The organism is Streptomyces sp. B3I8 (genome assembly GCF_030816915.1).
GTDB lineage: Bacteria > Actinomycetota > Actinomycetes > Streptomycetales > Streptomycetaceae > Streptomyces.
On sequence record NZ_JAUSYN010000002.1, the window covers coordinates 3,315,965 to 3,339,512 of the forward strand.

The following is a 23,548-nucleotide window of genomic DNA, read 5'->3' on the forward strand; positions in this document are numbered from 1 at the left end:
TCCGACCAAGGGCAGGTGAAAGTGACCAGGGCGATGGGCGCGGCGATGCGCCGGATCCACGTGGGCAACGCACTGAGTGCGTTCGGCCTCGGCTTCACCGTCCCCTATCTGTACGTCTACGTGACACAGGTGCGGGGGCTGGGGGCCATGACGGCGGGTGCCGTGCTCGCCGTCTTCGCCGTGGCGGCACTTGTCGTGCTGCCGTTCGCGGGGCGGGCCATCGTCCGGCGCGGTCCGCTTCCGGTGCTGCTCGCCGCCCTGGGTGCCGCCGCTGTCGGGTCGCTCGCTCTGGGGTTCTCGGGCGGCGCGGCGAGCGTGCTGCTGTCGTCGGCGCTGCTCGGGGCCGGGCAGGCCGTGATGCAGCCGGCGCTTGCGACGATGATCGTCGACTGCTCACCGAGCGAGACACGGTCGCGCGCCTTCGCCATGCAGTTCTTCCTGCAGAACCTGGGGCTCGGCGTCGGCGGCCTCATAGGCGGTCACCTCGTGGACACCTCGCGTCCGGCGTCCTTCACGTTGCTGTTCGCGATCGAGGCGGCGATGTTCCTGCTGCTCGTGGTCGTCATGGGGACCGTGCGGGTACCGCAGGCGCCGCGTATGGCGGAGGCCGTGTCCGGCCGGACGTCGAGCGGCTGGAAGCAGATCATGGGCGACCGGGCCATGGTGCAACTCTGCGTGCTCGGGTTCGTGCTGTTCTTCGCCTGCTACGGGCAGTTCGACTCCGGTCTGAGCGCCTACGGCGTCGAGGCGGCGGGCGTGTCGCCGTCCACGCTGGGGACGGCGCTGGCCGCGAACACCGCGGTGATCGTGGTCGCGCAGTTCGCCGTGCTGCGGATCGTCGAGCGGCGAAGGCGGTCGCGGGTCATCGCCGTCGTGGGGCTCATATGGGCCTTCGCCTGGGTGCTGGCGGGGTACGCGGGTCTGGGCCACGCCGGGCACGCGATGGCGACGGCGGCGTTCGTGTCGACGTACGCGCTGTTCGGGCTGGGCGAGGCGATGCTGTCGCCGACGGTGGCGCCGCTGGTGGCCGATCTGGCGCCCGAGGGCATGGCCGGACAGTACAACTCGGTCTTCGCGCTGGTGAAGCAGCTCGCCATGGCCGTGGGTCCGGCGGTGGGCGGCCCCATGGGGGCGTCACTGTTCGCGCCCTACATAGGGACGTTCCTGATGTTCTCGCTGGGGATCACCTTCCTCGCGATACGGCTGGGACGGCAGCTCACCCTCAGCCAGAACCAGCCTTCGGCGGCGCGGAGCCGTGTGGTGGCTCACGGTGGCGCCGCCCCCGAGCCGGCGGTGGCGCAGAGCTGATCGGATCGCCCGGTTCCGGCGGTTCGGGTCAGTGGGTCGTCGTCGCGTCCTTCGACAGGGCGAACTCGCACCACACCGCCTTGCCGCCGCCCGGTGTGCGGCGGGAGCCCCAACTGGAGGCGATCGTCGCCACGATGGCGATGCCCCGGCCGGCCTCGTCGATCGGTTCCGCCCGGCGGCGGCGGGGCAGGTGGTCGTCGCCGTCGGTGACCTCGATGATCAGGCGGCGGTCGGTACGGCGCAGTCGTAGCCGCATCGGTGGTGTGCCGTGCTTGAGGGAGTTGGCGACCAGTTCGCTGGTGGCGAGGACCCCCGCGTCGTGCAGGTCGCTGGGGAAGCGCCAGCTGGTCAGGACGCCGGAGGCGAAGGCACGCGCGCGGGGTGCGGCCTCGACGCCGCCGAGGAGTTCCAGGGCGGCGTTGCGGAAGAGCTCGCCGTCGTGGCCGGTGCGGGTGGGGTGCTGGAGGACGAGGACGGCGACGTCGTCGTCGTGGTCGGCGGTGACTCCGGCGGAGCGGACCAGACGGTCGCAGACGACCTGGGGGCTGCCGGTGGCTCCGGCCAGGGCGCGTTCCAGGGCGGCGATGCCCTCGTCGAGATCCTTGTCGCGCCGTTCGACGAGGCCGTCGGTGTAGAGAACAGCGGTGGAGCCCGGACCGAGTGGGACCGAGCCGGAGCTGTGGATCCAGCCGCCGGTGCCGAGCGGGGGGCCGTTGGGTTCGTCGGTGCGCAGGATCTTGCCCGTCTCGTCGCGCACGAGGATGGGCAGGTGGCCGGCCGAGGCGTAGACCAGCCGGCCCTCGTTGGGGTCGTGGATGGCGTAGACGCAGGTGGCGATCTGATTGGCGTCGATCTCGGCGGCGAGGCCGTCGAGGAGTTGCAGCACCTCGTGCGGGGGCAGGTCGAGGCGGGCGTAGGCGCGGACGGCGGTGCGGAGTTGGCCCATGACGGCCGCCGCGCGGACGCCGCGGCCCATGACGTCGCCGATGACCAGGGCGGTGCGGCCGCCGCCCAGGGTGATGACGTCGTACCAGTCACCGCCGACGGCGGCCTCGGTGCCGCCGGGCTGGTAGGTGGCGGCGATGCGCAGGTCGTCCGGCTGTTCGAGTTCCTGGGGCAGCAGGGAGCGCTGGAGGGTGACGGCGGTGCGGCGCTGCTCGCGTTCGCTGGCGCGCAGCCGTTCGGCGGCCTCGGCGTGGTCGGTGACGTCGGTGGCGAAGACGAGCACGCCGCCGAGGGAGGCGCCGGGGCGTGCGCCGCCGCTCCCCCGGGGTACGCCCTCGCGTGACGTTCCGGCGCGCGGTGCGGCGGCGGAGGGCACGGGGGCGGGAATCGCCTCGCCCGCGTCCACTTCCGCAGGTACCGCGGTGGCGTGGGCCGCGGCTGCCGGAGCGGTCATCACCGCGTCAGTGGCGGGAAGTGCGACGGGGGTGCAGGTGAAGGTGTAGGAGCGGCCGTCGGGTGCCTTGCGGGACTTGACCGTGCGCGGGCGGGCGCTGCGCAGCACCTGGTCGAGGAGGGGCAGCAGGCCCAGTGCGGCCAGTTCGGGCAGTGCCTCGCGGGCCGGGGCTCCCGGCGGGCGGGGGCCGAAGGCCGCGGTGTAGGCGTCGTTGACGTAGGCGATGCGGTGGTCGGGGCCGTGGACCAGGGCGACGAGGGCCGGGATCCGGTCGAGCACCTCGCGGACCGGCAGGTTCTCGACGGCGGGTGCGGGATGCGGGCCGCCGGTGGACGGCTCGGCGCGGGCCGCGGGCACCGCTCCCTCCCCCCTCCGGTCCGTAGCGAGCGGGTGCTCGGTCCGCGCGGCGGCGCGGCGCTGCGTTCCGGGGAGCCGGGCGCTCCAGCGCGTGAAGTTCACCGAATTCTTGCCTCGTGGTGTTGTTGTCGGTCGGCCGGCTCCTGGTCCGGCCGGAGGGCGAGGGAGGGTGTTCCTCGGTGCCGCACGGCGCGGTGGAAGGCCTGGGGCCGGAGGCGAGCGGTCGGCTCGTCCGGCATCGCGGTCCAGTCTGGCCGACCGGAGCGACATACGTCAGACGCCTGCCCCCGCGTCGGAGTTCCTGAATCCGGTCAGGACGACCCCTTCGGGTTGCCGGAAGGGTTCTGCGGGGACTTTCCACCGGCCGCGAGTTCGAACTCCGCACGGGGATGTTCGAGGGAGCCGAGCGAGACGATCTCCCTCTTGAAGAGGCCGGCGAGGGTCCATTCAGCGAGGACGCGTGCCTTCCGGTTGAAGGTGGGCACCCGGCTGAGGTGGTAGGTGCGGTGCATGAACCACGCCGGCCATCCCTTCAGTTTGCGCCCGTACACGTACGCGACGCCCTTGTGCAGCCCCAGTGAGGCGACCGAGCCGACGTAGGCGTGGGAGTACTGCTGGAGCGGCTGTCCGCGCAGCGAGCGCGCGATGTTGTCCCCGAGCGTCTTCGCCTGACGCACCGCGTGCTGGGCGTTGGGCGCGGTCTCCTTGCCGGGTTCGTCGGCGGTCACGTCGGGCACGGCGGCGGCGTCGCCCGCGCTCCACGCGTGGTCGACGCCGTCGACGGTCAGGTAAGGGGTGCACCGCAGCCGCCCGCGCGCGTTGAGCGGGAGGTCGGTGGCGGCCAGGACGGGGTGCGGTTTGACGCCGGCGGTCCATACGACCGTGCGGGTGGGGAAGCGGGCCCCGTCGCTGAGGACGACGACCCGGTCGACGCATGACTCCAGTCGGGTGTCGAGGCGTACGTCGATGTTGCGGCGGCGCAGCTCGGTGACGGTGTAGCGGCCCATCTCCTCACCGACCTCGGGGAGGATGCGGCCGGTGGCCTCGACGAGAATCCATTTCATGTCCTCGCGCCGGACGTTGTGGTAGTAGCGCGAGGCGTAGCGGGCCATGTCCTCGAGTTCGGCGAGGGCCTCCACGCCCGCGTAGCCGCCGCCGACGAAGACGAAGGTGAGTGCCGCGTCGCGGATCGCGGGGTCGCGGGTGGAGGAGGCGATGTCGAGCTGTTCGATGACGTGGTTGCGCAGACCGATGGCCTCTTCGACGTTCTTGAAGCCGATGCCGTGCTCGGCGAGGCCGGGGACCGGGAGGGTGCGCGAGACGGACCCGGGGGCGAGCACGAGCTCGTCGTAGGAGATCTGTTCGGTGCCGCCGGTCTCCTCGGTGGCGAGGGTGGTGAGTGTGGCGGTGCGCTTGGAGTGGTCGATCGTCCGCACCTCGCCGACGACGATCCGGCAGCCGGCGAGGACCCGGCGCAGCGGGACGACGACGTGGCGCGGGGAGATGGAGCCGGCCGCGGCCTCCGGCAGGAACGGCTGATAGGTCATGTACGGGTCGGGGGAGACCACCACGATCTCGACCTCGCCCCGCCCGAGCTCGGGCTTCAGCTTCCGCTGCAGACGCAGCGCGGTGTACAGCCCGACGTAGCCGCCGCCGACGATGAGAATGCGCACCGGTACCTTCACCCTCCCATGACGCACCCGTCGCCGGAGTTTGTCCACAGGGCCGACCGTTTGTGTGACTGGACCTGTGCCCCGTCCGGGGTTGGCCGAATCCCCGCCCACGGCCCGGAAAGGGAGCGAGTGCGCAGCTCAGCGGCGTGATCGGGGGACGGGGGGAGCGGGCAATCGGGACACAACGCCCCCGTGCGCCGATCGGGGGGCGCTCCGTGCGGAACCTGCCCCTTCTGAATTGACTCCCGCTCAACTATGTTCGTGTCCCGACGGGGTGTAGGGGGATGTGCCGGGTGAGGCGCGCGACGGGGCGGGCCGGTGCCGGGCACGACGCTCGTTCCGCGCGCTCCGGCTGCAGTGAACGGGGAGTCTCCGGGGGGAGACGCCAATACCGGGGGAACGCTTATGCATATTCAGGACTCTCATTGGTCGCCCGTGTCCACCGTCGCATCCGGCGGACCGGTGGGCATGGCAGTGGGCAACGGACGCGGTGACGCGCGCGGTACCGGACACGGTGACGGACCGCGGACGGCGCCACTTCGGGTGGACGCACAGCGCAATCTGGAGCACGTCCTGCGCGCGGCTCGCGAGGTCTTCGGCGAGCTGGGGTACGGGGCGCCCATGGAGGACGTGGCGCGGCGGGCACGGGTCGGCGTCGGCACGGTCTACCGGCGCTTCCCGAGCAAGGACGTCCTGGTCCGGCGGATAGCCGAGGAGGAGACCTCCCGGCTGACCGACCAGGCGCGGACGGCGCTCGGTCAGGAGGACGAGCCGTGGTCGGCGCTCCAGCGCTTCCTGCGCACGTCGGTGGCGTCCGGCGCGGGCCGGCTGCTGCCGCCGCAGGTACTGCGCGTCGGGGTCGCCGAGGAGGAGCGGGGCCTGAGACCGGCCGAGGGCACGGCCCCGGGGGCGGGAGCAGGGCCGGGAACGGCTGAGGGCGAGGGTGCGGACGTCGGCCGGATTCCGTCCGAGGCCGCGGGGTCCGTTCCGGGCGGGGTTCCGGAGCAGACGCTGGTGCCGCAGCAGCGGATCGGCCGGCCGACTCCCGAGCTGCGGCTGGTGGAGCGGCAGCAGGTCCCGGAGGCGGCGTTGGACGACCCCGGCGCGGTCGAACTGCTGGATGTGGTGGGCCGGTTGGTGGACCGGGCACGGGCCGCCGGCGAACTGCGGCCCGACGTGACGGTCGCCGATGTCCTGCTGGTGATAGCCACGGGCGCCCCCGCGTTGCCGGACGCGGCACAGCAGGCGGCGGCCTCGGCACGGCTGCTGGACATCCTCCTGGAGGGGCTGCGGTCACGTCCCCACGCGTGAGGCACTGCGCGCGGTACTGCCAGGGCGCGCGGCGCTGAAGCCGTGTGAGGGGCTGAAGCCATGTGAGGCGCCGCGGCGCCTGAGCACTGACGCCGCGGGCAGCGCTGCACGCGGCTTCGAGGTGTCCGCTCGGACGGGTGGTGGGCCGTCGGCTCGACGGTCCGCCACCCGGTGCCGGACGGCACGCGCGAGCCCGGTCCCGGGGGCTACGTGCGGGTGGCCGTGCCCAGGGCCCGGTCCCGGGGCGGGATGCCCGCGGGAACCGCGCGTTGGCGGGCGGGGGTGCCCGTCCAGCATGTGCCCCGGCGGGAGAGGAGGCGCTGGAGCCAGAGTTCGAGGGAGACCAGGTCGGCAATGCCGTCCAGGGGCAGCGGGTCGCCCTGGGCCGCCGCCCGCAGTGCCTTGCGGACCACCCGCGCTTCCACCAGGCCCGCCTCCGCCAGCAGGGGCGTGGCGAAGAGGTCGACCAGGGACGTCGCCGCCACCCGCAGCCCCGTCCGGGCCGCCGCGGCCGAGGACGCGCCCGAGGGGGCGCCCCATCCGGGCGGCAGGTCGGTGACGCCGGCGCCCTCCAGGACCGTACGCAGGATCGAGGCGCGCGCCCCCGGCTGCACCCGGAGCGCCTCGGGCAGTGCCCGGCAGGCGCGGACGACCTGGTTGTCGAGGAAGGGGGCGTGCAGGCGCTGGAAGCGGATCTCGGCGGCCTGTTCCAGGACGCGGAGTTCGGCGGCGTGCCGGGCGAGGGCGGCGCGGGCCCGGAAGTCGCCGGGGCGCTGCCCGGGGCCGATGCCCATGGCGCCCGTACGGCCGGCCGCGCTCTGCAGACGAACCGATACTTCTGCGAGCGCCTCCCCCGTCAGCCAGCGCGCCGCCGGCCCCGGTCTGGCCCAGGTCAGCGCGGCGAGCGAGGCCCCCACGGCGCCGTCGGACTCGTCGAAGCGGTGCCGCATGAGCTGGTCGGAGAGCGCCTCGACGCCGCTGCGGTAGGGCGTGCGGGCGAGTCGTCGGGCGGCGGCGTAGACGCGTGCGGGGACCAGCACGGAGCCGTCCGCCTTGGCGAGCGCGGCGACGGGGCGCACCAAGTGGCGCCGTTTGCGGTCCATCAGGAGGTCGGCGAGCCGGGCCGGGTGGGCGTCGAGGACCTGCCGGGCGCCGTATCCGGTGAAGTGGTCGGCGCTGCCGGCGGCGAGCCGGGCGCGGTGCCGGGCGGCGGAGACGAGGACGGCGCCGGGTTCGTCGGTGAGGGGGCCGTCGAGGTCGGCGAAGGGCAGGATCTCCTCGCCGCCGGTGACCACGACGTGGTGCAGCCGGGGGTTGGCGGCGAGGGCGCCGGCCCGTTCCATCTCGGCCTCGCGGCCGGGGACGGCGAGGTCGTTGAAGGTGACGGCGAGCAGACGCTCGCCGGCACCCGTGCCGTGGCCGAGGACGGTGCCGGGTCTGCCGGGCAGCCCGGCGGCGAGCAGGGCGAGGGCGCCGGAGGCGGAGCCGCCGGAGAGGTCGGCGCCGATGCCGGGGACCGGCATGCCGCGGGCGGCCCGCCGTTCGGCGGGGCCCATCCCGGGCACCGGCCCGGGGTCGATGTCGATGCCGGGCACGTGCCGGGGCGCGGCGAGGCGAGCGCGTACGGCCTCCACGAGCGCGTCACGGACGGCGTCCACGGCGCCGGCGGGGTCGGCCGGGGGCGCGGCGACGGCGAGGGAGGCGACCGGCTCGTACCCGGCGACCTCGCGCGCCCCCGCGCGCAGGATGAGGGCGTGCCCCGGCGGGACGCGTCGTACGCCCTCGTAGGGTGTCGAGTCGTGCATGGCGGCGGGCACGTCGGGGGCGGCGAGCAGCGCGGCGAGGTGGCCGAAGTCGAGGTTGGCCTCGACGAGGTCGGCGAGCGGCAGGGCGGCCGTCGCGTACGCCGTGCCGCCGGCCCAGGGGGTGTGGAACACCGGCCGCGCGCCCGCGAGGTCGCCGCAGACGGTGATCCGCCGGCCGACCTGGACGACGGCCGTGTAGCTGCCCGGCCAGGCCGTCAGGTGCCGCAGTGCCCCGCCGCGGGCGGCGAAGAGGGCGACGCGCAGTTGTTCGTCGGTGGCGCCGCAGGTGCCGAGGACGGCGATGCGGGTCTGTTCGTCGGCCTTGACGACGCGGACCTCGTCGGGGCGCCAGTCACCGACCGCCCACAGCGGGTCCGGGTCGCCCCACAGGGGTTGGGAGCCGACCGGCTGCACGGTCTCGCCGTCGTAGCCGGTGGTGCCGGCGGAACCGATGCCCGCCACGCTCGTGGCGGCGCTCGCGGCGGCACTGCTCCATCCCACCAACCACCGCATCGCCGCCTCCAGGGACTGTGGACAACCGGTGCACCGTACGAACTGGGCACCATGCTGCCACGAAGAGTGCGCCCGGGAGGGGCTCCGCCGCGGCTTGTGCTCCCCCGTGTGCGCCCCCTGGGGAGTGCCCGCACAGGCCGAACACACGCCTCCGGCACGGGAGATGGGGTCGAACAGCGATGTGAATGCGCCCCCGGTACGCTCCCTGAAAACGCTCTTCACGCCCTCAAGTGGCAGGGTGGCGACGGAAATACGTACGGAGGCCGCCGTCGATTTTCGGCCAAATCATCCGTGCGACGGCAGGTTTGAGTACGCTCCGTACAGGCTCTAGGCACCGGTTCACGGTGCGCGGCCCGGGAGACGGAGCACGCCTCCCGGACCTGTCCGCCGCCCGCGGGGATGTAGGCGGCGGCGTCCCCCAGCCCACTGGCTCCAGTACAGCGGGCCGACCCACGCGTCGCCCATGGAACCGCTCCCCCCGTGGCCGGAGAAGAGCGCACGGACGGGCGCACGGCCACACGGCAGGGGCACGCCGCGACACTGCGTACTGCCCCGTAGGTCACATCCCGCCAACCGGAAAAACGCCCCTTAACGCTTGGGATCCGGCGAACTACGCTGGGTTTACGAATGCCGCGTGGTTATGCCAGCGCGGCAGCCGTCTGTGTCGAGGGGTGGCGCATGTCCAGGGAGCAACGCGGGCCGAACGAAAAACTCGGCGCCGTTCTCGCCCTCGCGGGAATCAGCAACGCGGGGCTTGCGCGGCGCGTCAACGATCTTGGTGCCCAGCGCGGGCTGACACTTCGGTACGACAAGACGTCGGTGGCCCGTTGGGTGTCGAAGGGGATGGTGCCGCAGGGCGCCGCGCCCCACCTCATCGCCGCGGCCATCGGCCAGAAGCTCGGCCGCCCGGTGCCGCTCCACGAGATCGGCCTGGCGGACGCGGATCCCGCGCCCGAGGTGGGCCTCGCCTTCCCCCGGGACGTCGGACAGGCGGTGCGCTCGGCCACCGACCTCTACCGCCTCGATCTCGCCGGACGCCGGGCCGGTTCCGGCGGCATCTGGCAGTCGCTGGCCGGATCGTTCGCCGTGAGCGCCTATGCGACCCCCGCGTCGCGGTGGCTCATAACCCCGGCCGACAGCTCGGTGGCGCGTGACGCGAGCCCGTCGGACGGCTCCTCCGCGCCGGCGAGGGTCGGCCACAGCGATGTGCGCAAGCTGCGGGAGGCCGCCGAGGACGCCAGACGCTGGGACTCCAAGTACGGGGGCGGGGACTGGCGTTCGTCGATGGTCCCCGAGTGCCTGCGGGTCGAGGCGGCACCGCTGCTGCTCGGCTCCTACTCCGACGAGGTCGGCCGGGCGCTGTTCGGCGCCTCCGCCGAACTGACCCGGCTGGCCGGGTGGATGGCGTTCGACACCGGCCAGCAGGAGGCCGCCCAGCGGTACTACATCCAGGCGCTGCGGCTCGCCCGCGCCGCGGCCGACGTCCCGCTCGGCGGGTACGTGCTCGCCTCGATGTCCCTCCAGGCGACCTACCGGGGCTTCGGCGACGAGGGCGTCGACCTCGCGCAGGCCGCGCTGGAACGCAACCGGGGGCTGGCGACCGCACGCACGATGAGCTTCTTCCGGCTGGTCGAGGCGCGGGCGCACGCGCGCGCCGGGGACGCCCAGGCGGCCGGTGGCGCGCTCAAGGCCGCGGAGGGCTGGCTGGAGCGGGCGCGTGACGGCGACGGCGACCCGTCCTGGCTCGGGTTCTACTCCTACGACCGGTTCGCGGCGGACGCGGCGGAGTGCTACCGGGATCTGAAGGCGCCGCGTCAGGTGCGGCGGTTCACGGAGCAGGCGCTGTCGAAGCCGACGGAGGAGTTCGTGCGGTCGCACGGGCTGCGGCTGGTGGTCTCGGCGGTGGCCGAACTGGAGTCCGGGAACCTGGACGCGGCGTGTGAGCAGGGGGTGCGGGCGGTGGAGGTCGCGGGGCGGATCTCGTCGGCGCGGACGACGGAGTACGTGAAGGATCTGCTGCACCGGCTGGAGCCGTACGGGGACGAGCCGCGGGTGGTGGAGTTGCGTGAGCGGGCGCGGCCGTTGTTGATGGCGGCGCCGGCGTAGGCGGTGGGCCTGGACGTACGTGGGCGGTGTGCCTGGGCGTACGTGGGCGTGATGCGGGGGGTGCTGAGGGCCTGGGGTGCCGGGGAGGGTGCGCTGCGGGTGGGGGTGCCCTGCGGGTGGGGGTGCGCGCATGTGTTTTCTCGCCCCCGCCGCCCTTACCTGTCTCCTCCTTGAGGGGCTCCGCCCCTCTGGCCCGGGGAGCTCGGGTGGGTGGGGTGTGGGGGGAGTGCGGGTGGGTGGGGGCTTGTCGCGCAGTTCCCCGCGCCCCTTATGGAGCACGGTGGTCGGCTCGCGCACGTGCGGTGAAGTCGCGGATCGGGCGCCGCCCCGCGCCCCTGCGGGGAGTGCCTCCCTTTTTTCGGGGGCTTTTTCGGGGGCGGAACGTTGTCAGTGGGACGCCGTAAAATTGGGCGCACTGTGTCTGAATCCCTCGATGTTTCCGCCCCTGCCAAGACGCCCCGCTTTCCCGACGGGCCCGCCGCCGACCCCGCCGGCTCGCACTTCGAGCGGCGCATCCGCAGTTTCCAGCCCCGCCGCAGCCGCGTCACCGCCGGCCAGGCGGACGCCCTGCGGCGCCTGTGGCCGGCCTGGGGTCTGGACATCGACGGGCAGCGCACCCTCGACCTCGCCGGCCTCTTCGGCAACGACCGCCCCACCGTCCTGGAGATCGGCTTCGGCATGGGCGAGGCCACCGCCGTCATGGCCGCCGCCGACCCGGACACCAACCTCCTCGCCGTCGATGTGCACACCCCCGGCCAGGGCAATCTGCTCAACCTCGCCGAGGCCCGGGGCCTCACCAACATCCGCGTCGGCAACGGCGACGCGATCATCCTGCTGCGCGAGATGCTCCCGCCCGACTCCCTCGCCGGACTGCGCGTCTACTTCCCCGACCCCTGGCCCAAGAAGCGCCACCACAAGCGCCGGCTCATCCAGCCCGAGTTCCTCGATCTGGCCGCCACCCGGCTCCGCCCCGGCGCGCTGGTGCACTGCGCCACCGACTGGGAGCCGTACGCCGAACAGATGCTCGAGGTGCTCACCGCGCACCCCGGCTTCGCCAACGACCACCCCGGCGGCGGTTTCGCGCCGCGTCCCGCCTTCCGCCCCCGAACGCGTTTCGAGGGGCAGGGCATTGAGAAGGGTCATGTCGTGAACGACCTGCTGTTCCGCCGCGTACCGCACGACAGCCGTCGAAGCGCCCAAGGGCAGCGATGACAAGCAGCGACAACCAGCAGCACCGGGCGCCCCTCCCTCGTTAGGGTCAATGCCGTGGCCACCAGTCCCCCGTATCCGACGTATCCGCCCGCCCCGACCGGGTCCCTCCCTCCCGGCGGCGTGCTCCGGCATCCGCACTGGTGGCAGCGCACCTGGGTGCGGTACGCGGCGCTGAGCTCGCTCCTCGCCCTGTCCGGGCTGGTCATCCTCGCGCTGGTCCGGCAGCAGACCGGCACCGAGGGGCTCCTGGTCGGGCTCGGGCTCGCCGTGTTCCCCGTCCCCCTGCTGATCGCCGCGTTCCGCTGGCTGGACCGGGTCGAGCCGGGGCCCTGGCGCAACCTCGCCTTCTGCTTCGCCTGGGGGGCGTGCGCGGCGGCGCTCGTCGCGATCATCGCGAACAGCTTCGCCACGCACTGGATAGCGGTCGCGACGGCCGACCCCAAGGGTGCCGACACCCTCGGCATGACCGTCATAGCGCCGATCGTGGAGGAGTCCGCGAAGGCCACGGCGGTGCTGCTGGTCTTCCTCTTCCGCCGCCGTCACTTCACCGGCATCGTCGACGGTGTGGTCACGGCCGGGGTGACCGCGACCGGCTTCGCCTTCACCGAGAACATCCTGTACCTCGGCACCGCCTTCGGCACCGACCAGTCCAACGGCGGGCACGGCGGCATCGCCTCCGTGACGGCCGCGACGTTCTTCGTGCGCGTCGTGATGTCCCCCTTCGCGCACCCCCTGTTCACCGTGTTCACCGGCATCGGCTTCGGCATCAGCGCGCTGACCGCCGAGCACCGGCGGGTGCGCCGGACGCTGGCCCCGCTCGGCGGCCTGCTGCTCGCGATGGGCATGCACTCCCTGTGGAACGGCTCCACCTCGTTCGGCGACGGCTACGGCTTCTTCGCGGTCTACGGGGCGTTCATGGTGCCGATGTTCGGGCTGCTGACCTGGCTGGTCATATCGACCCGGCAGCGGGAGCTGCGGACCGTGCGCGCCGAGCTGCCGGCGTACGTGGCGGCCGGCTGGCTGACGATGCCGGAGCCCTTCGTCATGAGCTCGATGAAGGCTCGGCGGCTCGCCCGCGACCAGGCCAGGGACCGGCTCGGCAAGGCGGCGGCGCGGACGGTCGCCGAGTACGAGGCGTACGCGACGTCGCTGGCGTTCCTGCGCCACCGGGGGCGCTCGGGCCGCGCGGGCGCCGACTTCGTCGCACGGGAGCGGGAGCTGCTGCGGGAGCTGTGGCACCGGCGGGAGGTGGCCCGCCCGGCGCTGGCCCACGCGGGCCACATGCTGGCGGGGTCGGTCCTGTGGGGCGTACCCCCGGTGTACGGGCACGGGCCGGTGTACGGGCACGCGCCCGGGTACGGGCACGCGCCGGGGTACGGCAGCCAGGGCGCGGGGCAGGCGTACGGCGGGGGTCAGGCGTACGGCCAGTTCCCGGCGCACGGCGGAGGCGGCCCGGTCCACGGGCAGTTCCCGGCGCACGGCGGAGGCCCGGTCCACGGCGGAGGCGGCCCGGTCCACGGGCAGTTCCCGGCGCACGGCGGGGGGCCGGTCCACGGCCACCACCCGGCGTACGGCGGAGGCGGCCCGGCGTACGCACAAGCGCCCCACGCCCAGGCACCTCACGCCCAGCCGGCCCACCCCCCGGCCGCCCACACAAGCGTTACGCCGACGCCTCCGCCAGCCGCGTCGTCTCCTCCTCCGTCAGCGTGACCTCGCCCACCGCCAGAAGCGCCGGGAGCTGCTCCACCGTCCGGGCGGAGGCGGTCGGCGCGAGGACGGTCGGGCGGGCGGCGAGCCAGGCGAGGGCGACCGTGGCGATCTCCACCTCGCGCGCGCCGGCGATCTCGTCGAGCGCCTTCAGCACCCGCGCGCCCCGTTCGGTGTCCACGAGCTGCGCCACGCGCCCCGCGCGCACCGAGTCCACCGTCGCTCCCGGCCGGTACTTCCCCGTCAGGAACCCCGAGGCGAGCGCGAAGTACGGCACCGCGGAGAGGCCGGCGTCCTCGGCGACGTCCTGGAGGGCGCCCTCGTAGGTGTCCCGGGAGACCAGGCTGTAGTGCGGTTGGAGGGCGACGTAGCGGGCCAGGCCCTCGCGTTCGGAGAACTCCAGCGAGGCGCGCAGCCGCTCGGCCGAGATGTTGGAGGCTGCGATGTGGCGCACCTTCCCCGCCCTGACCAGCCCGTCCAGCGTGCCGATGATCTCCTCGACGGGCACGTCGGGGTCGTCGTAGTGCGTGTAGTACAGGTCGATGTAGTCCGTCTGGAGCCGCCGCAGCGAGGCGTCGGCCGCCGCCCTGATGTTGCCGGCGGACAGCCCCTGGTACTCGGGGTGCCGGCCGACCTTGGAGGCGAGGACCACGTCGGAGCGGTTGCCACGCGCCTTGAACCACCTGCCGAGTACGGTCTCGGACTCGCCGCCCTTATGGCCCGGGACGAAAGCCGAGTAGCCGTCGGCGGTGTCGACGAAGTTGCCTCCGGCGGCCGTGTAGGCGTCCAGCACGGCGAAGGACGCGGCCTCGTCGGCGGTCCAGCCGAAGACATTGCCGCCGAGGCAGAGGGGAGCGACCGCGAGATGGGTTGAGCCCAGAGGGCGAAGTGACATCATTTAACGATGTTAAGTAGAAGTCTCCGCAGTCCGCGCGCGGAATCGCGGACTCCGGGACGATTCCGTCGCGAATCGGCCCGGCAGGGCAGTGCGCTGCCCGAAAGGACACGGCCGGCCGGCGATGCACGGCACGGCACGGCGGGGCCGGGTCGGTGGGGCAGGCGCAGCCGGAATCGACTCGACGGGGACCGGCCCGGCCCGAAGCCCGGCAGGGACCGGCCCTGCCAGAGGCCCGACAGGGACCGGCCCGACAGGGACCGGCCCGGCGGGGCCTTGGCGGGCTCAGGGATTCAGCCCCTTGCCGTGCAGCCACGCCATCGGGTCGATCCCCGTGGCCGCGCCGCCGGGGTGGACCTCCAGGTGCAGATGCGGACCGGTGACGTTGCCGGTGGCACCGACGCGGCCGATGACCTCGCCCGTACTCACCTTCTGCCCGACACTGACGCTGATCGAGGACTGGTGGCAGAACCAGAGCTCGGTGCCGTCGTCGAGGGTGAGGATCGTGCGGTAGCCGTAGGAGCCGGCCCAGCCCGCCTCGGTGATCGTGCCGCTGTGGATCGCCTTGATGAGCGTGCCGGTGGGCGCGGCGAAGTCGAGGCCGGTGTGATAGCCGGACGACCACATCGATCCGGCCTCACCGAAGGTCGAGGTGATCGTGTACGAGGAGGTCGGCAGCGTGAACTGCTTGGCCAGCTCGGCGAGTTTCTTCGCGGCGGCCTTCTTCTTGGCCTCCGCCTCCGCCTTCTCCTTCGCGTCGGCGGCCTTCTTCTCCGCCTTCGCCTCCGCCTCCTCGGCGGCGGACGCCGCCTGCTTGGCGGCGGCGGCCTCGGCGGCCTTCGCGGTGGCGCTGTCCACCTGGTCCTGCTGGGCCTCGGCCTGCCGCATGATCCGGGCGCGCAGCGCCTCGCCCGCGTCCGTGGTGCCCGCGGCGGTGTCGACGCCGGTCAGTCCGGCGCCGGTGAGCGGGGCGGAGGCGGTCTGCGCGGTGGTGTCGGCGTGGTCGCCGGAGTCGTGACCGGAGTCGTCACCGACCAGCGCCTTGGCCGACTCGGTGACCGAGGACAGGTCCGGCAGGGAGATGGAGACCGGCGGCTTGGCGGTCTGCGCGGTGGCCATGCCACCCGCGCCGACCGCGGCGATCACGCCGACGCCCAGAACGGTGGAGCTGCGCGCGAGTCCGCCCCCGCGCTGCTTGGCGACGCGGTGCCGGCCACGGACGGGACGAACGGACTCCGCGGTGGGATTCCACTCCTCCCAGGTGCCCTCCTCGGAACGGCGGTCGAAGTCGACGACCTCGGTGCCGGCAGGAGCGTACGAGGGGTTCTGGGCAGGCCGGTTGGACGCCACGTGGGCGCACTCCTTTCCTTCCTCTCGCCTGCCGGGTTAGCTGACGGGTTCGGAGCAGGAAGGTCTCCTACGCGTGTACGACGGCCGCGTCCACTCGGCGGCCGCCGCGCGATTCACCCCTGAATGGTGGTTCCCCGGCTCCCTTGCGGGATTAGGCAGATGAGCACGGGGCCGCCTCCTGTGACGGCTGGGACGACCGTGCTGCGTTATCGAACGTTAATAGACCTGGGGTGCACATTCCAAGCTGTTCAGTGGCCCGAGTTACACGTCTTGGCCAGGACTTTTGCGCCACGAGCCCCGCAAAACGGGCGAGTTGACCGGGCCCCATGAGGGCCTCAGGCAGAGCCGCGCCCCGGACGTGCGGTCAGTAAACCCACCGGGGGACACGATCCGGTCACGACAGGTGACACCCTCGGCACCCACCGGCACCGACGCCCCGCACCGTCCGGAAACGCCGGTACGAACACCCTCGGAAACGACGGCCCGGACGTCCTCCGGAGACGACGGCCCGGACGTGGCCCCGGACGTCGCGGCCGACCATGCCCCCTCAGGGATGTGGCCGTCGTACCGCCAGCAGCGCCAGGTCGTCCGTCGCCCGTCCGCCGGTGTGCCGGGCGACCTCGTCGGCAAGGAAGCTCAGCAGCGCGTCCGGCCCGGAGAAGGTGCGGCCGACGAGCCGGGTGGCGGGGTCGTAGAACTCGCCGTGCCGGTCGCGGGCCTCGGAGAGCCCGTCGGTGTGGAAGAGGAGCGTGGCGCCGTACGGCAGCGCGGCCTCGTCCGCGCGTTCGGGCCACCTGCCCAGCTCGCCCATGCCGAGCGGCAGTGCGGACTCGCGCGGTTCGAGCACGCGCAGCCTCCCGTCGTCGTACAGGAGCAGCGGGGCGGGGTGGCCGCGGTTGACGAGGCGGACGAGGGTGCAGTCGTGCGGGATCTCGGCGAGGACGGCGGTGGTGAACCCCTCGAAGGAGTCCAGGTCCCGGCGTCGGCCGGCCTCGCGGGCGAGCGCGCGTTCGAGCCGCTGGGCGACTGCGCCGAGCGTGGCCTCCCGCTCGGCGGCCTCCCGGAACGCCCCGATGACGACGGCGACGACGCTGACGGCGCTGATGCCCTTGCCGCGCACGTCCCCCAGCACCAGGCGCACGCCGTGCGGGGAGTCCTGGACCGCGTACAGGTCGCCGCCGATCGCGGCCCCGTCCTGCGCGGCCTCGTAACGTGCGGCGACGTCGAGGCCCGCGACGCGCTCGGCCGGCTGCGGCATGACGGCGAGCTGCGCGGCCTCGGCGATGTGACGGACGGAGGCCAGCCGGGCTCCGGCACGGCCGACGAGCACGTTGATCAGGACGGCGAGGGCGGCGACGGTGCTGACCGTCAGCAGCTCGGTGGTGGTGTCGATGTTCGACATGACGCCGAAGGCGAGGTGAATCGCGGCCACGGCCAGGACGGCGACCACGGCTGTCAGGACGGTACCGCGCAACGAGTACAGGAAGGAGGCGACGAGGGGGGCCGCGGTGAAGAGGGGAGCGGCGGTGAAGTCGACCGGAGTGAGGCAGTCGTAGACGATCGCGGCGGCGAGCAGCAGCACCGGGAGGAAGGGCAGCGCGACACGGACGCCGGCCGCATCGCGGCTGCTGTTCCCGGCGGTCACGGTCGACCGTTTCTCAGTCCGCTGCCCCACGTCACCAGCGTCACCGGGGCGGCGTCGCGGGGCACCCCCCGGTGAGCCGGGCGGGTGGCGGGGACGGAGTGGGCGGTTGGAGGTGGCGGTACGGGACGGCGGTACGGACAGTGAACGGTGATACGACAAAAACCCCGGGGGCGGAAGCCTTTCGGCCTCCGCCCCCGGGGACGTGGTAGCGGGGACAGGATTTGAACCTGCGACCTCTGGGTTATGAGCCCAGCGAGCTACCGAGCTGCTCCACCCCGCGTCGGTAGAACCAGTGTACGTCATCCTGGGGACGCCGTTCACCACGTTTATCTGGGCGGCTGCTCACCCGGTCACCCGGTCGCCCGGTCGCCCGCACCTCCCTGCGGCGAACCGCTCAGCGGGCCGACGAGCGTCGTCGCCAAGGGAGCGCGTCACCGCACGTCGTGCGCTGTTCCTCGCTGCCCAGCGCCCCCGCGATCCGCGTGCAGATCTCTTCGAGCTGCCCCACCTGCTCCGGCGTGAGCCGGTCGAACACGGCGGCGCGCACCGTCTCGACGTGCCCCGGGGCCGTACGCTCCAGCAGCCGCGCCCCCGCGTCGGTGAGCACCGCGATGCTGCCGCGCCGGTCGCCCGGGTGTGCCTCGCGCCGCACGCTGCCGTCCCTCTCCAGGCGGGTGACGACGTAGGTCAGCCGGCTCCGGGTGACCTTCAGCGACGCGGCGAGGTCGGTCATGCGCAGCCGCCGGTCCGGGGCCTCCGAGAGATTGGCCAGCACCGAGTAGTACAGGTGCGGCAGGCCCGCCTGCTGCTGGAGCTGCCGGTCGATCACGTCCTCCAGGAGCAGGGAGGCGGCGAGGTATGCGCGCCAGGCACGCTGTTCCTCGGACGTGAGCCAGCGGGTCGTCATGACCGCAGTGTAGTTATTGTTCAAAAGTTGAACCACCTCGCCCGCACCCGGCTCCCGGCCCTCTTCGCAGTCCCGCACGTAGTCCGCACGTAGTCCGCACGTCGTCTCGCATCCCGGAGCGCGCACATGCCTCACCCCCACGTCCTGCTGTCCGCCGCCGTCTCCCTGGACGGCTTCCTCGACGACACCGGCCCCGAACGCCTGCTGCTGTCGGGCCCGGAGGACTTCGACCGTGTCGACCAGGTGCGGGCGGAGAGCGACGCGATCCTGATCGGCGCCGGCACCCTGCGCACCGACAACCCCCGGCTGCTGGTCAACTCCCCCGAGCGGCGCGCCGCACGGGTCGCGGCCGGGCGGCCGGAGTACCCCCTGAAGGTGACGGTGAGCGCGTCCGGCGACCTCGACCCGGCCGCGCGGTTCTGGCACACGGGGGGCGCGAAGGCGGTCTACACCACGGAGGAGGGCGCGGCCCGGCTGCGCGACGAGCTCCCCGCGGACGTCGACGTCGTCGCGCTGGGCGCGCAGCCGGGGTGGCGGGCGGTGCTCGCACACCTGGGTGAGGTGAAGGGCGTACGGCGGCTGATGGTGGAGGGCGGCGGCCGGGTGCACACCGAACTGCTGCGGCAGGGGCTCGCCGACGAACTGCAGCTCGCGGTGGCCCCGTTGCTGGTGGGGCAGGCCACCGCGCCGCGCATGTTCGGGACGGGGGCGTATCCGCCGGGACGGATGCGGCTGGTGGGAACCCGGGCCGTGGGGGACGTGGTGCTGATGCGGTACGTGCCGGCGGCGCCCGGCGCGGAGGAGCTCGCCACGGCGGCGGACCGGCGGTGGCTGGGGATCGCGTGCGAACTGGCGGAACTGTGCCCGCCGTCGGAGACCGCGTTCAGCGTGGGGGCGGTGGTGGTGGCCGCCGACGGTACGGAGCTGGCCCGGGGGCACTCCCGGGAGGGCGGCGACCCGGCGGTGCACGCGGAGGAGGCGGCGCTGGCGAAGGTGACGCCCGGCGACCCGCGGCTGGCGGGGGCGACGGTCTACAGCAGCCTGGAGCCGTGTGCCCGGCGCGCGTCGCGGCCGATGCCGTGCGCGCGGCTGATCCTGGCGGCGGGGGTGCGGCGGGTGGTGACCGCGTGGCGGGAGCCGGACACGTTCGTGCCGGGGGCGGACGGGAGCGGCGTGCTCGCGGCGGAGGGCGTGCGGGTCGTGCACCTGCCCGAGTACGCGCCGGCGGCCAGGCGGCCGAACGCGCATCTGCTCGGGCGGAGCTGACCGACCCCTGACCGGACCGCGCCCGGGCTCTCCCCCGGACGCACGATCATGCTTGCTTGAACATTGAAGCAAGTATTAGAGTCGCTGCTGTCCCGGCGTGCTTCAAATCTGAAGCACGCCCCCGCTCCGCAGAAGGGCGACAGCCATGCGTGACCTGCCCGCCGCACCCGAGCCCGGCGATCTCGCGGACCTCACCGGCCCCGGCGACGCCGTCGACGCCGTCGTGGCCGACGCCGGGGCGCCCGGGCCGCTTCCCGAGGCCACCGTGCGTACCCGCGTCGCCGTCCCTCTGCGCTTCGGCGACGGCTATGCGGTCACGGCGGACGTCGTGACGTTCCACGGTCTGGTCGACGGCCGGGAGCACCTGGCGCTCGTGCTGGGCGACGCGACCACCGGCCCCCCGCTGGTGCGGCTGCACTCCGAGTGCCTGACCGGCGACGTGTTCGGCTCGGCCCGCTGCGACTGCGGCCCGCAGCTCCGTGAAGCGGTGGAGCGCATCGCGGAACGTGGCGGCGTCCTGCTCTACCTGCGCCAGGAGGGCCGCGGCATCGGCCTCTACAACAAGCTCGACGCCTACGCGCTGCAGGACGACGGACTGGACACCTACGCGGCGAACGCGGCACTCGGCCTGCCGGAGGACGCCCGGGACTACACGGCCGCCGCACAGATGCTGCGCGCCCTCGGCATCGGCACGCTCGACCTGCTCTCCAACAACCCGGACAAGGCCGAGCAGTTGACCGCGCTCGACCTCGCCGTCCGCGACCGCGTCCCGACCGGCGTCTTCACCACCGCCCACAACGTGCGCTACCTGCACGCCAAGGCCGTACAGACCCGGCACACCCTGCCGCTGGCGGAGCTGCGGGAGCGGCCGGCGGGCTGAGGCGGCACCGCCGGCGAAACGGCGGGCCCAGCCGGTTGTCAGTGCCCCCTGCAAGACTCGTCGACGTCCACAGCCGTACCGGACGACGACGAGACACCGGAGGCAACGATGACCGACGCGCCCGTACCCTCCCCCACCCCGACCCCGGCCCCGCAGCACTACAGCCCGCGCTGGCAGGGCGCCGGAGATCCCCGTCCGGCCGTTCCCGACACGGGTGACGAGCGGGAGATCCTGACCACGACCCTCGACCACCACCGGGCCACGTTCGAGCTGAAGTGCACCGGCCTGCCGCCCGAACGCCTGTCGGAGCGCCCGGTACCGCCGTCCACCCTGTCGCTGCACGGCCTGACCCGGCACCTGGCCGGGGCCGAACAGTGGTGGTTCCGCATCCAGTTCGCCGGTGAGGACGTCCCCCTGCCGTACTACTCGGACGACGACCCCGATCAGGACTTCGAACGGCTCGACGGCGACGTGCTGGAGGCCCTCGCCTTCTGGCGCGAGTCCTGCGCGCACTCCCGCCGCATCGTCGACGCCACCCCGTCCCTGGACCGGACGGGCACCCGCAGACGCACCGGCGAACCGATCTCCCTGCGCCGCATCCTCATCGACATGATCGCCGAGTACGCCCGCCACAACGGCCACGCCGACCTGCTCCGCGAACGCCTGGACGGGGCGACGGGGGTCTGACCCCCGCCGCCCACCTTCAGTCGCCCACGGAGAGCCGCCGCCCGCGCGACTCCGCCACGCGCAGCGCGTCGGCGAGACACTCGGCGAGCCGGACGGCCGCGTACCGCACGGCGACGTTCGGCGAGGCGGGGTCCTCCAGCACTCGCCGAGCCTCACCGAGCACGTCCAGCCCCTCGGCGAGCTGCGTTGCCTCGGTGTCGTCGGCCAGCCGCGAGACGTAGCCTCCCGCGCCCTCCTCGGCGTCGAGGAAGCAGGGCTTGCCCTCGGGGGAGGACCAGGGGAGGAGCCTGAGCGAACGGAACGACCGGAGCGAGTCCATCAGGCGGCCGTCCTCTCCGCGCCGACGACGTGCGTATCGAGATCGATCCCGAAGTCGGCGGCGAGCACGAGGGCGACACGGCGCCGTCGCTGCCGTGCGCGTTCCCGCTCGTCGGCCACCAGGTACGGCCGCACGAGCCGGGACTCGGCGCCGTCGAGCGGCAGGTGGCGACAGTAAGGGGAACGTCGGACCGGAGGGTGAAAGGGGACGCAGGGCGCACTCGGGGGCGCGGGCAACGGGCTCCCCGCGCGGTGACTCCCGGTACCCGGGCCGAACAGAAGGCCCAGCCACTGCGCGAGCCGCCGGATAAGGTCGTACATGTCGACGCTCCTTCGAAGCGTTGGCCGTGCCCCGGGGCCCTGCCAGGCCGCCGGGGTCTTCGTGCGGGAACAGTACCGCCCGGATACAGCCCTCTGTATACAAGTGCAGAGGGATCCACTCGACCGTGTAAGTCCTCGCCTGCCTACGTTGGACATGTGAGCGATACAGAGCAGCCGGAAACACCTCTGGACCCCATGAGCGCGCGGCCGCTGTACGTGCAACTGGCCGACGTCATCGCCGGGAGGATCGCGTCCGGCCAACTGGCGCCCGACCGGCCGATCCCGTCCGAGAACCACCTGGCCGACGAGTACGGCATCGCCCGCCTCACCGCCCGCCGGGCCGCCCAGGAACTCCGGGAGCGGGGCCTCATCGTCACCGTGCGGGGCAAGGGCTCCTTCGTCGTACCCCAACCACCCACCACGGACGCCTGACCCGACACGTTCGCGCGCCGCGGGGTACTCCGTCCCCACACGCCCCGAACTCCTGCCGTTGCTCACCCTGGACCTGACCGGCACGTTCGCCTTCGGGCTGAACGGGGCGCCGACCGCCGTCGAGGCCGCCCGGTTGGACCTCGTCGACGTGGTCGTCCTCGGCATGATCACCGCGCTCGGCGGGGGCCGCATCCGTGACGTCCTCATCGATTCGCTGTTCCCGGCCACCCTCCTGGACTGGCGCTACCACGCCCTCGCCCGCCATCGGCGGGCTGCTCGCCTTCGCGCTCAGCCGGCACCTGCGGCGGAGGGCACGATCGCCGCCCTCGACGCATCGGCCTCAGCGCCTTCGCGGTGATCGGCGCGAGCAGGGCGCTGGACTCCGGGCTCGGCGGGGCGCCCTCGTTCCTCCTCGGGGCGGTCACGACGGTCGGCGGCACGATCCGCGACACCCTCGTGCGCGAGCGGCGCACCGGCACCGGAACGGATCGACGACCCGCGTGCCTGCCTGGACGGACTCCGCTCCGTCCTCCTCCCGCACTTCGGCCAGGAGGAAGAGAGCTGCTTCTCACTCGCCCCCTGAGCCGGACCGTCGAAGGCGGTCACGGGGCCCGGCGCTCCCGAGGGGAGTCAGAGCCGACTGAGAAGTTCCTGTGCGAAAGTGCCGACCGCCCCACACCCGCCTGTTCCACCCAACCTCCCATGGAGAAAGCCCTGATGAGCCTCACCGTGGTCAACGGACTACCGGCACACGTCCTGTTCGTGCACTTCGTCATCGTGCTGGTGCCCCTGAGTGCCCTGGCCCTCGTGGTGTGCGCCGCATGGCCCCGTGGCGCCCGGCGACTCGGCCTGGTGCTGCCGATCCTCGCGTTCGTCGCCCTGGCGAGTGTGCCGTTGGCCACGCACGCGGGCGAATGGCTCGAGCAGCACGTCGGCAGCGACCCGCTGGTGCGCAAGCACGCCGAGCTCGGCGACGGCCTGCTGCCGTGGGCTCTCGGCCTTTTCGTGTTCTCGGCCGTCGTCTGGTGGACGGCCCGACGCTCGGCACCCGCCCCGGACGGCACGGCGAGCGCCTCGTGGTCGTCCTCGGCCCTGCTCCGGGGCGCGGTCGTGGTCCTCTCCCTCGCGGTCGCGGCCGGCGCCGTGGTGGACGTCTACCGCATCGGCGACTCGGGCGCCAAGGCCGCCTGGCACGACAACTACTCCAAGACGGCCACGCGGGACGACGGCTGACGGACGGGCCCGCGAAAGGCGGCGCCCGAGCCGACGGAAGCCGACCCGGACGCCGCGCAGCAGGTCCAAGGGAGCGTCCCTCTCCTGCCGGGGGTAGGCCCTGTGGGACTCGAACCCACAACCAATGGATTAAAAGTCCACTGCTCTGCCAATTGAGCTAAGGGCCCTGGCGGTGTTGCGTGGTGTTGCCTCCCCGAGCATAGCCCGACGCGGGCGGGTCGCC

General features: G+C 73.2%; 20 protein-coding genes, 2 tRNA genes, 1 pseudogene and 1 riboswitch. Of the genes and pseudogenes, 12 read left to right on the forward strand and 11 right to left on the reverse strand.

All coding sequences use genetic code 11. The features are described from left to right. The first annotated feature begins 21 nt into the window (after positions 1-21). Positions 22-1,308, forward strand: coding sequence for an MFS transporter (locus QFZ64_RS16800; protein ID WP_373430751.1), 1,287 nt, complete (start codon positions 22-24; stop codon positions 1,306-1,308). A 28-nt stretch (positions 1,309-1,336) separates the two neighbouring features. Here the strand turns inward: QFZ64_RS16800 and QFZ64_RS16805 are convergent, their stop codons facing one another. Both QFZ64_RS16805 and QFZ64_RS16810 read right to left on the reverse strand, forming a co-directional pair. Next, positions 1,337-3,166 (reverse strand): SpoIIE family protein phosphatase, encoded by a 1,830-nt coding sequence (locus QFZ64_RS16805; RefSeq protein WP_307066585.1) that lies wholly within the window; start codon positions 3,164-3,166, stop codon positions 1,337-1,339. A 209-nt stretch (positions 3,167-3,375) separates the two neighbouring features. After that, positions 3,376-4,737, reverse strand: a complete 1,362-nt coding sequence (locus QFZ64_RS16810; RefSeq protein ID WP_307066587.1) for an NAD(P)/FAD-dependent oxidoreductase — start codon at positions 4,735-4,737, stop codon at positions 3,376-3,378. Positions 4,738-5,142: 405 nt separating this feature from the next. Here QFZ64_RS16810 and QFZ64_RS16815 point away from each other — a divergent pair, with 405 nt between their 5' ends. Beyond that, complete coding sequence (locus QFZ64_RS16815) at positions 5,143-6,048, forward strand: TetR/AcrR family transcriptional regulator (protein ID WP_307066589.1); 906 nt, start codon at positions 5,143-5,145, stop codon at positions 6,046-6,048. Between the two features lie 206 nt (positions 6,049-6,254). On the opposite strand, the gene QFZ64_RS16820 is transcribed toward QFZ64_RS16815, so the two are convergent. Beyond that, entirely contained in the window at positions 6,255-8,366 is a 2,112-nt protein-coding gene (locus QFZ64_RS16820) for an asparagine synthase-related protein (RefSeq protein WP_307066591.1), read from the reverse strand. 678 nt (positions 8,367-9,044) lie between these two features. Here QFZ64_RS16820 and QFZ64_RS16825 point away from each other — a divergent pair. The 3 genes from QFZ64_RS16825 (at position 9,045) to QFZ64_RS16835 (ending at position 13,394) form a co-directional block, all read left to right on the forward strand. Next, positions 9,045-10,472 carry an MFS transporter gene (locus tag QFZ64_RS16825; protein WP_307066593.1) on the forward strand — a complete coding sequence of 476 codons (1,428 nt, stop codon included), beginning with the start codon at positions 9,045-9,047 and terminating at the stop codon, positions 10,470-10,472. 417 nt (positions 10,473-10,889) lie between these two features. Further along, entirely contained in the window at positions 10,890-11,684 is a 795-nt protein-coding gene (gene trmB / locus QFZ64_RS16830) for a tRNA (guanosine(46)-N7)-methyltransferase TrmB (protein ID WP_307066595.1), read from the forward strand. A gap of 54 nt (positions 11,685-11,738) precedes the next feature. Then, entirely contained in the window at positions 11,739-13,394 is a 1,656-nt protein-coding gene (locus QFZ64_RS16835) for a PrsW family intramembrane metalloprotease (RefSeq protein WP_307066596.1), read from the forward strand. Here the strand turns inward: QFZ64_RS16835 and QFZ64_RS16840 are convergent. The 5 genes from QFZ64_RS16840 to QFZ64_RS16860 all read right to left on the reverse strand — a co-directional run bounded on the left by QFZ64_RS16840 (position 13,345) and on the right by QFZ64_RS16860 (position 18,188). Continuing rightward, a complete protein-coding gene (locus tag QFZ64_RS16840; RefSeq protein WP_307066598.1) occupies positions 13,345-14,289 on the reverse strand; it encodes an aldo/keto reductase in 945 nt (314 codons plus the stop codon). The two genes, QFZ64_RS16835 and QFZ64_RS16840, sit on opposite strands and share 50 nt — an antisense overlap. Before the next feature lie 282 nt (positions 14,290-14,571). Next, on the reverse strand, positions 14,572-15,636 hold the full coding sequence (locus tag QFZ64_RS16845) for a M23 family metallopeptidase (RefSeq protein WP_307066600.1): 1,065 nt from the start codon (positions 15,634-15,636) through the stop codon (positions 14,572-14,574). A gap of 11 nt (positions 15,637-15,647) precedes the next feature. Beyond that, positions 15,648-15,804, reverse strand: a riboswitch (cyclic di-AMP (ydaO/yuaA leader). A 379-nt stretch (positions 15,805-16,183) separates the two neighbouring features. Next, a complete protein-coding gene (locus QFZ64_RS16850) occupies positions 16,184-17,311 on the reverse strand; it encodes a PP2C family protein-serine/threonine phosphatase (RefSeq protein WP_307066602.1) in 1,128 nt (375 codons plus the stop codon). 173 nt (positions 17,312-17,484) lie between these two features. Beyond that, a tRNA-Met gene (locus QFZ64_RS16855) sits at positions 17,485-17,561 on the reverse strand. A gap of 114 nt (positions 17,562-17,675) precedes the next feature. After that, on the reverse strand, positions 17,676-18,188 hold the full coding sequence (locus QFZ64_RS16860) for a MarR family winged helix-turn-helix transcriptional regulator (protein WP_307066603.1): 513 nt from the start codon (positions 18,186-18,188) through the stop codon (positions 17,676-17,678). A gap of 126 nt (positions 18,189-18,314) precedes the next feature. Here QFZ64_RS16860 and QFZ64_RS16865 point away from each other — a divergent pair, with 126 nt between their 5' ends. The 3 genes from QFZ64_RS16865 (at position 18,315) to QFZ64_RS16875 (ending at position 21,021) form a co-directional block, all read left to right on the forward strand. Further along, positions 18,315-19,454 carry a dihydrofolate reductase family protein gene (locus tag QFZ64_RS16865; protein WP_307066605.1) on the forward strand — a complete coding sequence of 380 codons (1,140 nt, stop codon included), beginning with the start codon at positions 18,315-18,317 and terminating at the stop codon, positions 19,452-19,454. A 145-nt stretch (positions 19,455-19,599) separates the two neighbouring features. Continuing rightward, positions 19,600-20,334 carry a GTP cyclohydrolase II gene (ribA, locus tag QFZ64_RS16870; RefSeq protein ID WP_307066607.1) on the forward strand — a complete coding sequence of 245 codons (735 nt, stop codon included), beginning with the start codon at positions 19,600-19,602 and terminating at the stop codon, positions 20,332-20,334. A gap of 108 nt (positions 20,335-20,442) precedes the next feature. Beyond that, positions 20,443-21,021, forward strand: coding sequence for a DinB family protein (locus QFZ64_RS16875; RefSeq protein ID WP_307066609.1), 579 nt, complete (start codon positions 20,443-20,445; stop codon positions 21,019-21,021). Positions 21,022-21,037: 16 nt separating this feature from the next. On the opposite strand, the gene QFZ64_RS16880 is transcribed toward QFZ64_RS16875, so the two are convergent. Further along, complete coding sequence (locus QFZ64_RS16880; protein WP_307066611.1) at positions 21,038-21,340, reverse strand: hypothetical protein; 303 nt, start codon at positions 21,338-21,340, stop codon at positions 21,038-21,040. Beyond that, on the reverse strand, positions 21,340-21,660 hold the full coding sequence (locus QFZ64_RS16885) for a hypothetical protein (RefSeq protein WP_307066613.1): 321 nt from the start codon (positions 21,658-21,660) through the stop codon (positions 21,340-21,342). Before QFZ64_RS16885 ends, QFZ64_RS16880 begins: the two co-directional genes overlap by 1 nt. A 195-nt stretch (positions 21,661-21,855) precedes the next feature. Here QFZ64_RS16885 and QFZ64_RS16890 point away from each other — a divergent pair, with 195 nt between their 5' ends. From QFZ64_RS16890 to QFZ64_RS16905, 4 genes and pseudogenes are all read left to right on the forward strand, one after another. Beyond that, on the forward strand, positions 21,856-22,092 hold the full coding sequence (locus tag QFZ64_RS16890; protein ID WP_307071734.1) for a GntR family transcriptional regulator: 237 nt from the start codon (positions 21,856-21,858) through the stop codon (positions 22,090-22,092). A 58-nt stretch (positions 22,093-22,150) separates the two neighbouring features. Continuing rightward, positions 22,151-22,450, forward strand: a complete 300-nt coding sequence (locus QFZ64_RS16895; RefSeq protein ID WP_307066614.1) for a trimeric intracellular cation channel family protein — start codon at positions 22,151-22,153, stop codon at positions 22,448-22,450. Next, a pseudogene (locus tag QFZ64_RS16900) lies at positions 22,447-22,497 on the forward strand (hypothetical protein); the annotation flags it as partial. The gene QFZ64_RS16895 and the pseudogene QFZ64_RS16900, both read left to right, overlap by 4 nt. A gap of 297 nt (positions 22,498-22,794) precedes the next feature. Beyond that, positions 22,795-23,325, forward strand: a complete 531-nt coding sequence (locus tag QFZ64_RS16905; protein ID WP_307071735.1) for a DUF2231 domain-containing protein — start codon at positions 22,795-22,797, stop codon at positions 23,323-23,325. A gap of 94 nt (positions 23,326-23,419) precedes the next feature. On the opposite strand, the gene QFZ64_RS16910 is transcribed toward QFZ64_RS16905, so the two are convergent. Further along, positions 23,420-23,492, reverse strand: a tRNA-Lys gene (locus QFZ64_RS16910). Between the last annotated feature and the right edge of the window lie 56 nt (positions 23,493-23,548).

What these genes read in the sequence shown, in the direction of transcription:
- QFZ64_RS16875 (WP_307066609.1), top strand. Translation starts at nt 20,443, where the DNA reads ATGACCGACGCGCCCGTACCCTCCCCCACCCCGACCCCGGCCCCGCAG.
- QFZ64_RS16880 (WP_307066611.1), bottom strand. Translation starts at nt 21,340, where the DNA reads ATGGACTCGCTCCGGTCGTTCCGTTCGCTCAGGCTCCTCCCCTGGTCC.
- QFZ64_RS16890 (WP_307071734.1), top strand. Translation starts at nt 21,856, where the DNA reads ATGAGCGCGCGGCCGCTGTACGTGCAACTGGCCGACGTCATCGCCGGG.
- QFZ64_RS16825 (WP_307066593.1), top strand. Translation starts at nt 9,045, where the DNA reads ATGTCCAGGGAGCAACGCGGGCCGAACGAAAAACTCGGCGCCGTTCTC.
- ribA (WP_307066607.1), top strand. Translation starts at nt 19,600, where the DNA reads ATGCGTGACCTGCCCGCCGCACCCGAGCCCGGCGATCTCGCGGACCTC.
- QFZ64_RS16860 (WP_307066603.1), bottom strand. Translation starts at nt 18,188, where the DNA reads ATGACGACCCGCTGGCTCACGTCCGAGGAACAGCGTGCCTGGCGCGCA.
- QFZ64_RS16815 (WP_307066589.1), top strand. Translation starts at nt 5,143, where the DNA reads ATGCATATTCAGGACTCTCATTGGTCGCCCGTGTCCACCGTCGCATCC.
- QFZ64_RS16885 (WP_307066613.1), bottom strand. Translation starts at nt 21,660, where the DNA reads ATGTACGACCTTATCCGGCGGCTCGCGCAGTGGCTGGGCCTTCTGTTC.
- QFZ64_RS16840 (WP_307066598.1), bottom strand. Translation starts at nt 14,289, where the DNA reads ATGATGTCACTTCGCCCTCTGGGCTCAACCCATCTCGCGGTCGCTCCC.
- QFZ64_RS16905 (WP_307071735.1), top strand. Translation starts at nt 22,795, where the DNA reads ATGGAGAAAGCCCTGATGAGCCTCACCGTGGTCAACGGACTACCGGCA.
- QFZ64_RS16820 (WP_307066591.1), bottom strand. Translation starts at nt 8,366, where the DNA reads ATGCGGTGGTTGGTGGGATGGAGCAGTGCCGCCGCGAGCGCCGCCACG.
- QFZ64_RS16865 (WP_307066605.1), top strand. Translation starts at nt 18,315, where the DNA reads ATGCCTCACCCCCACGTCCTGCTGTCCGCCGCCGTCTCCCTGGACGGC.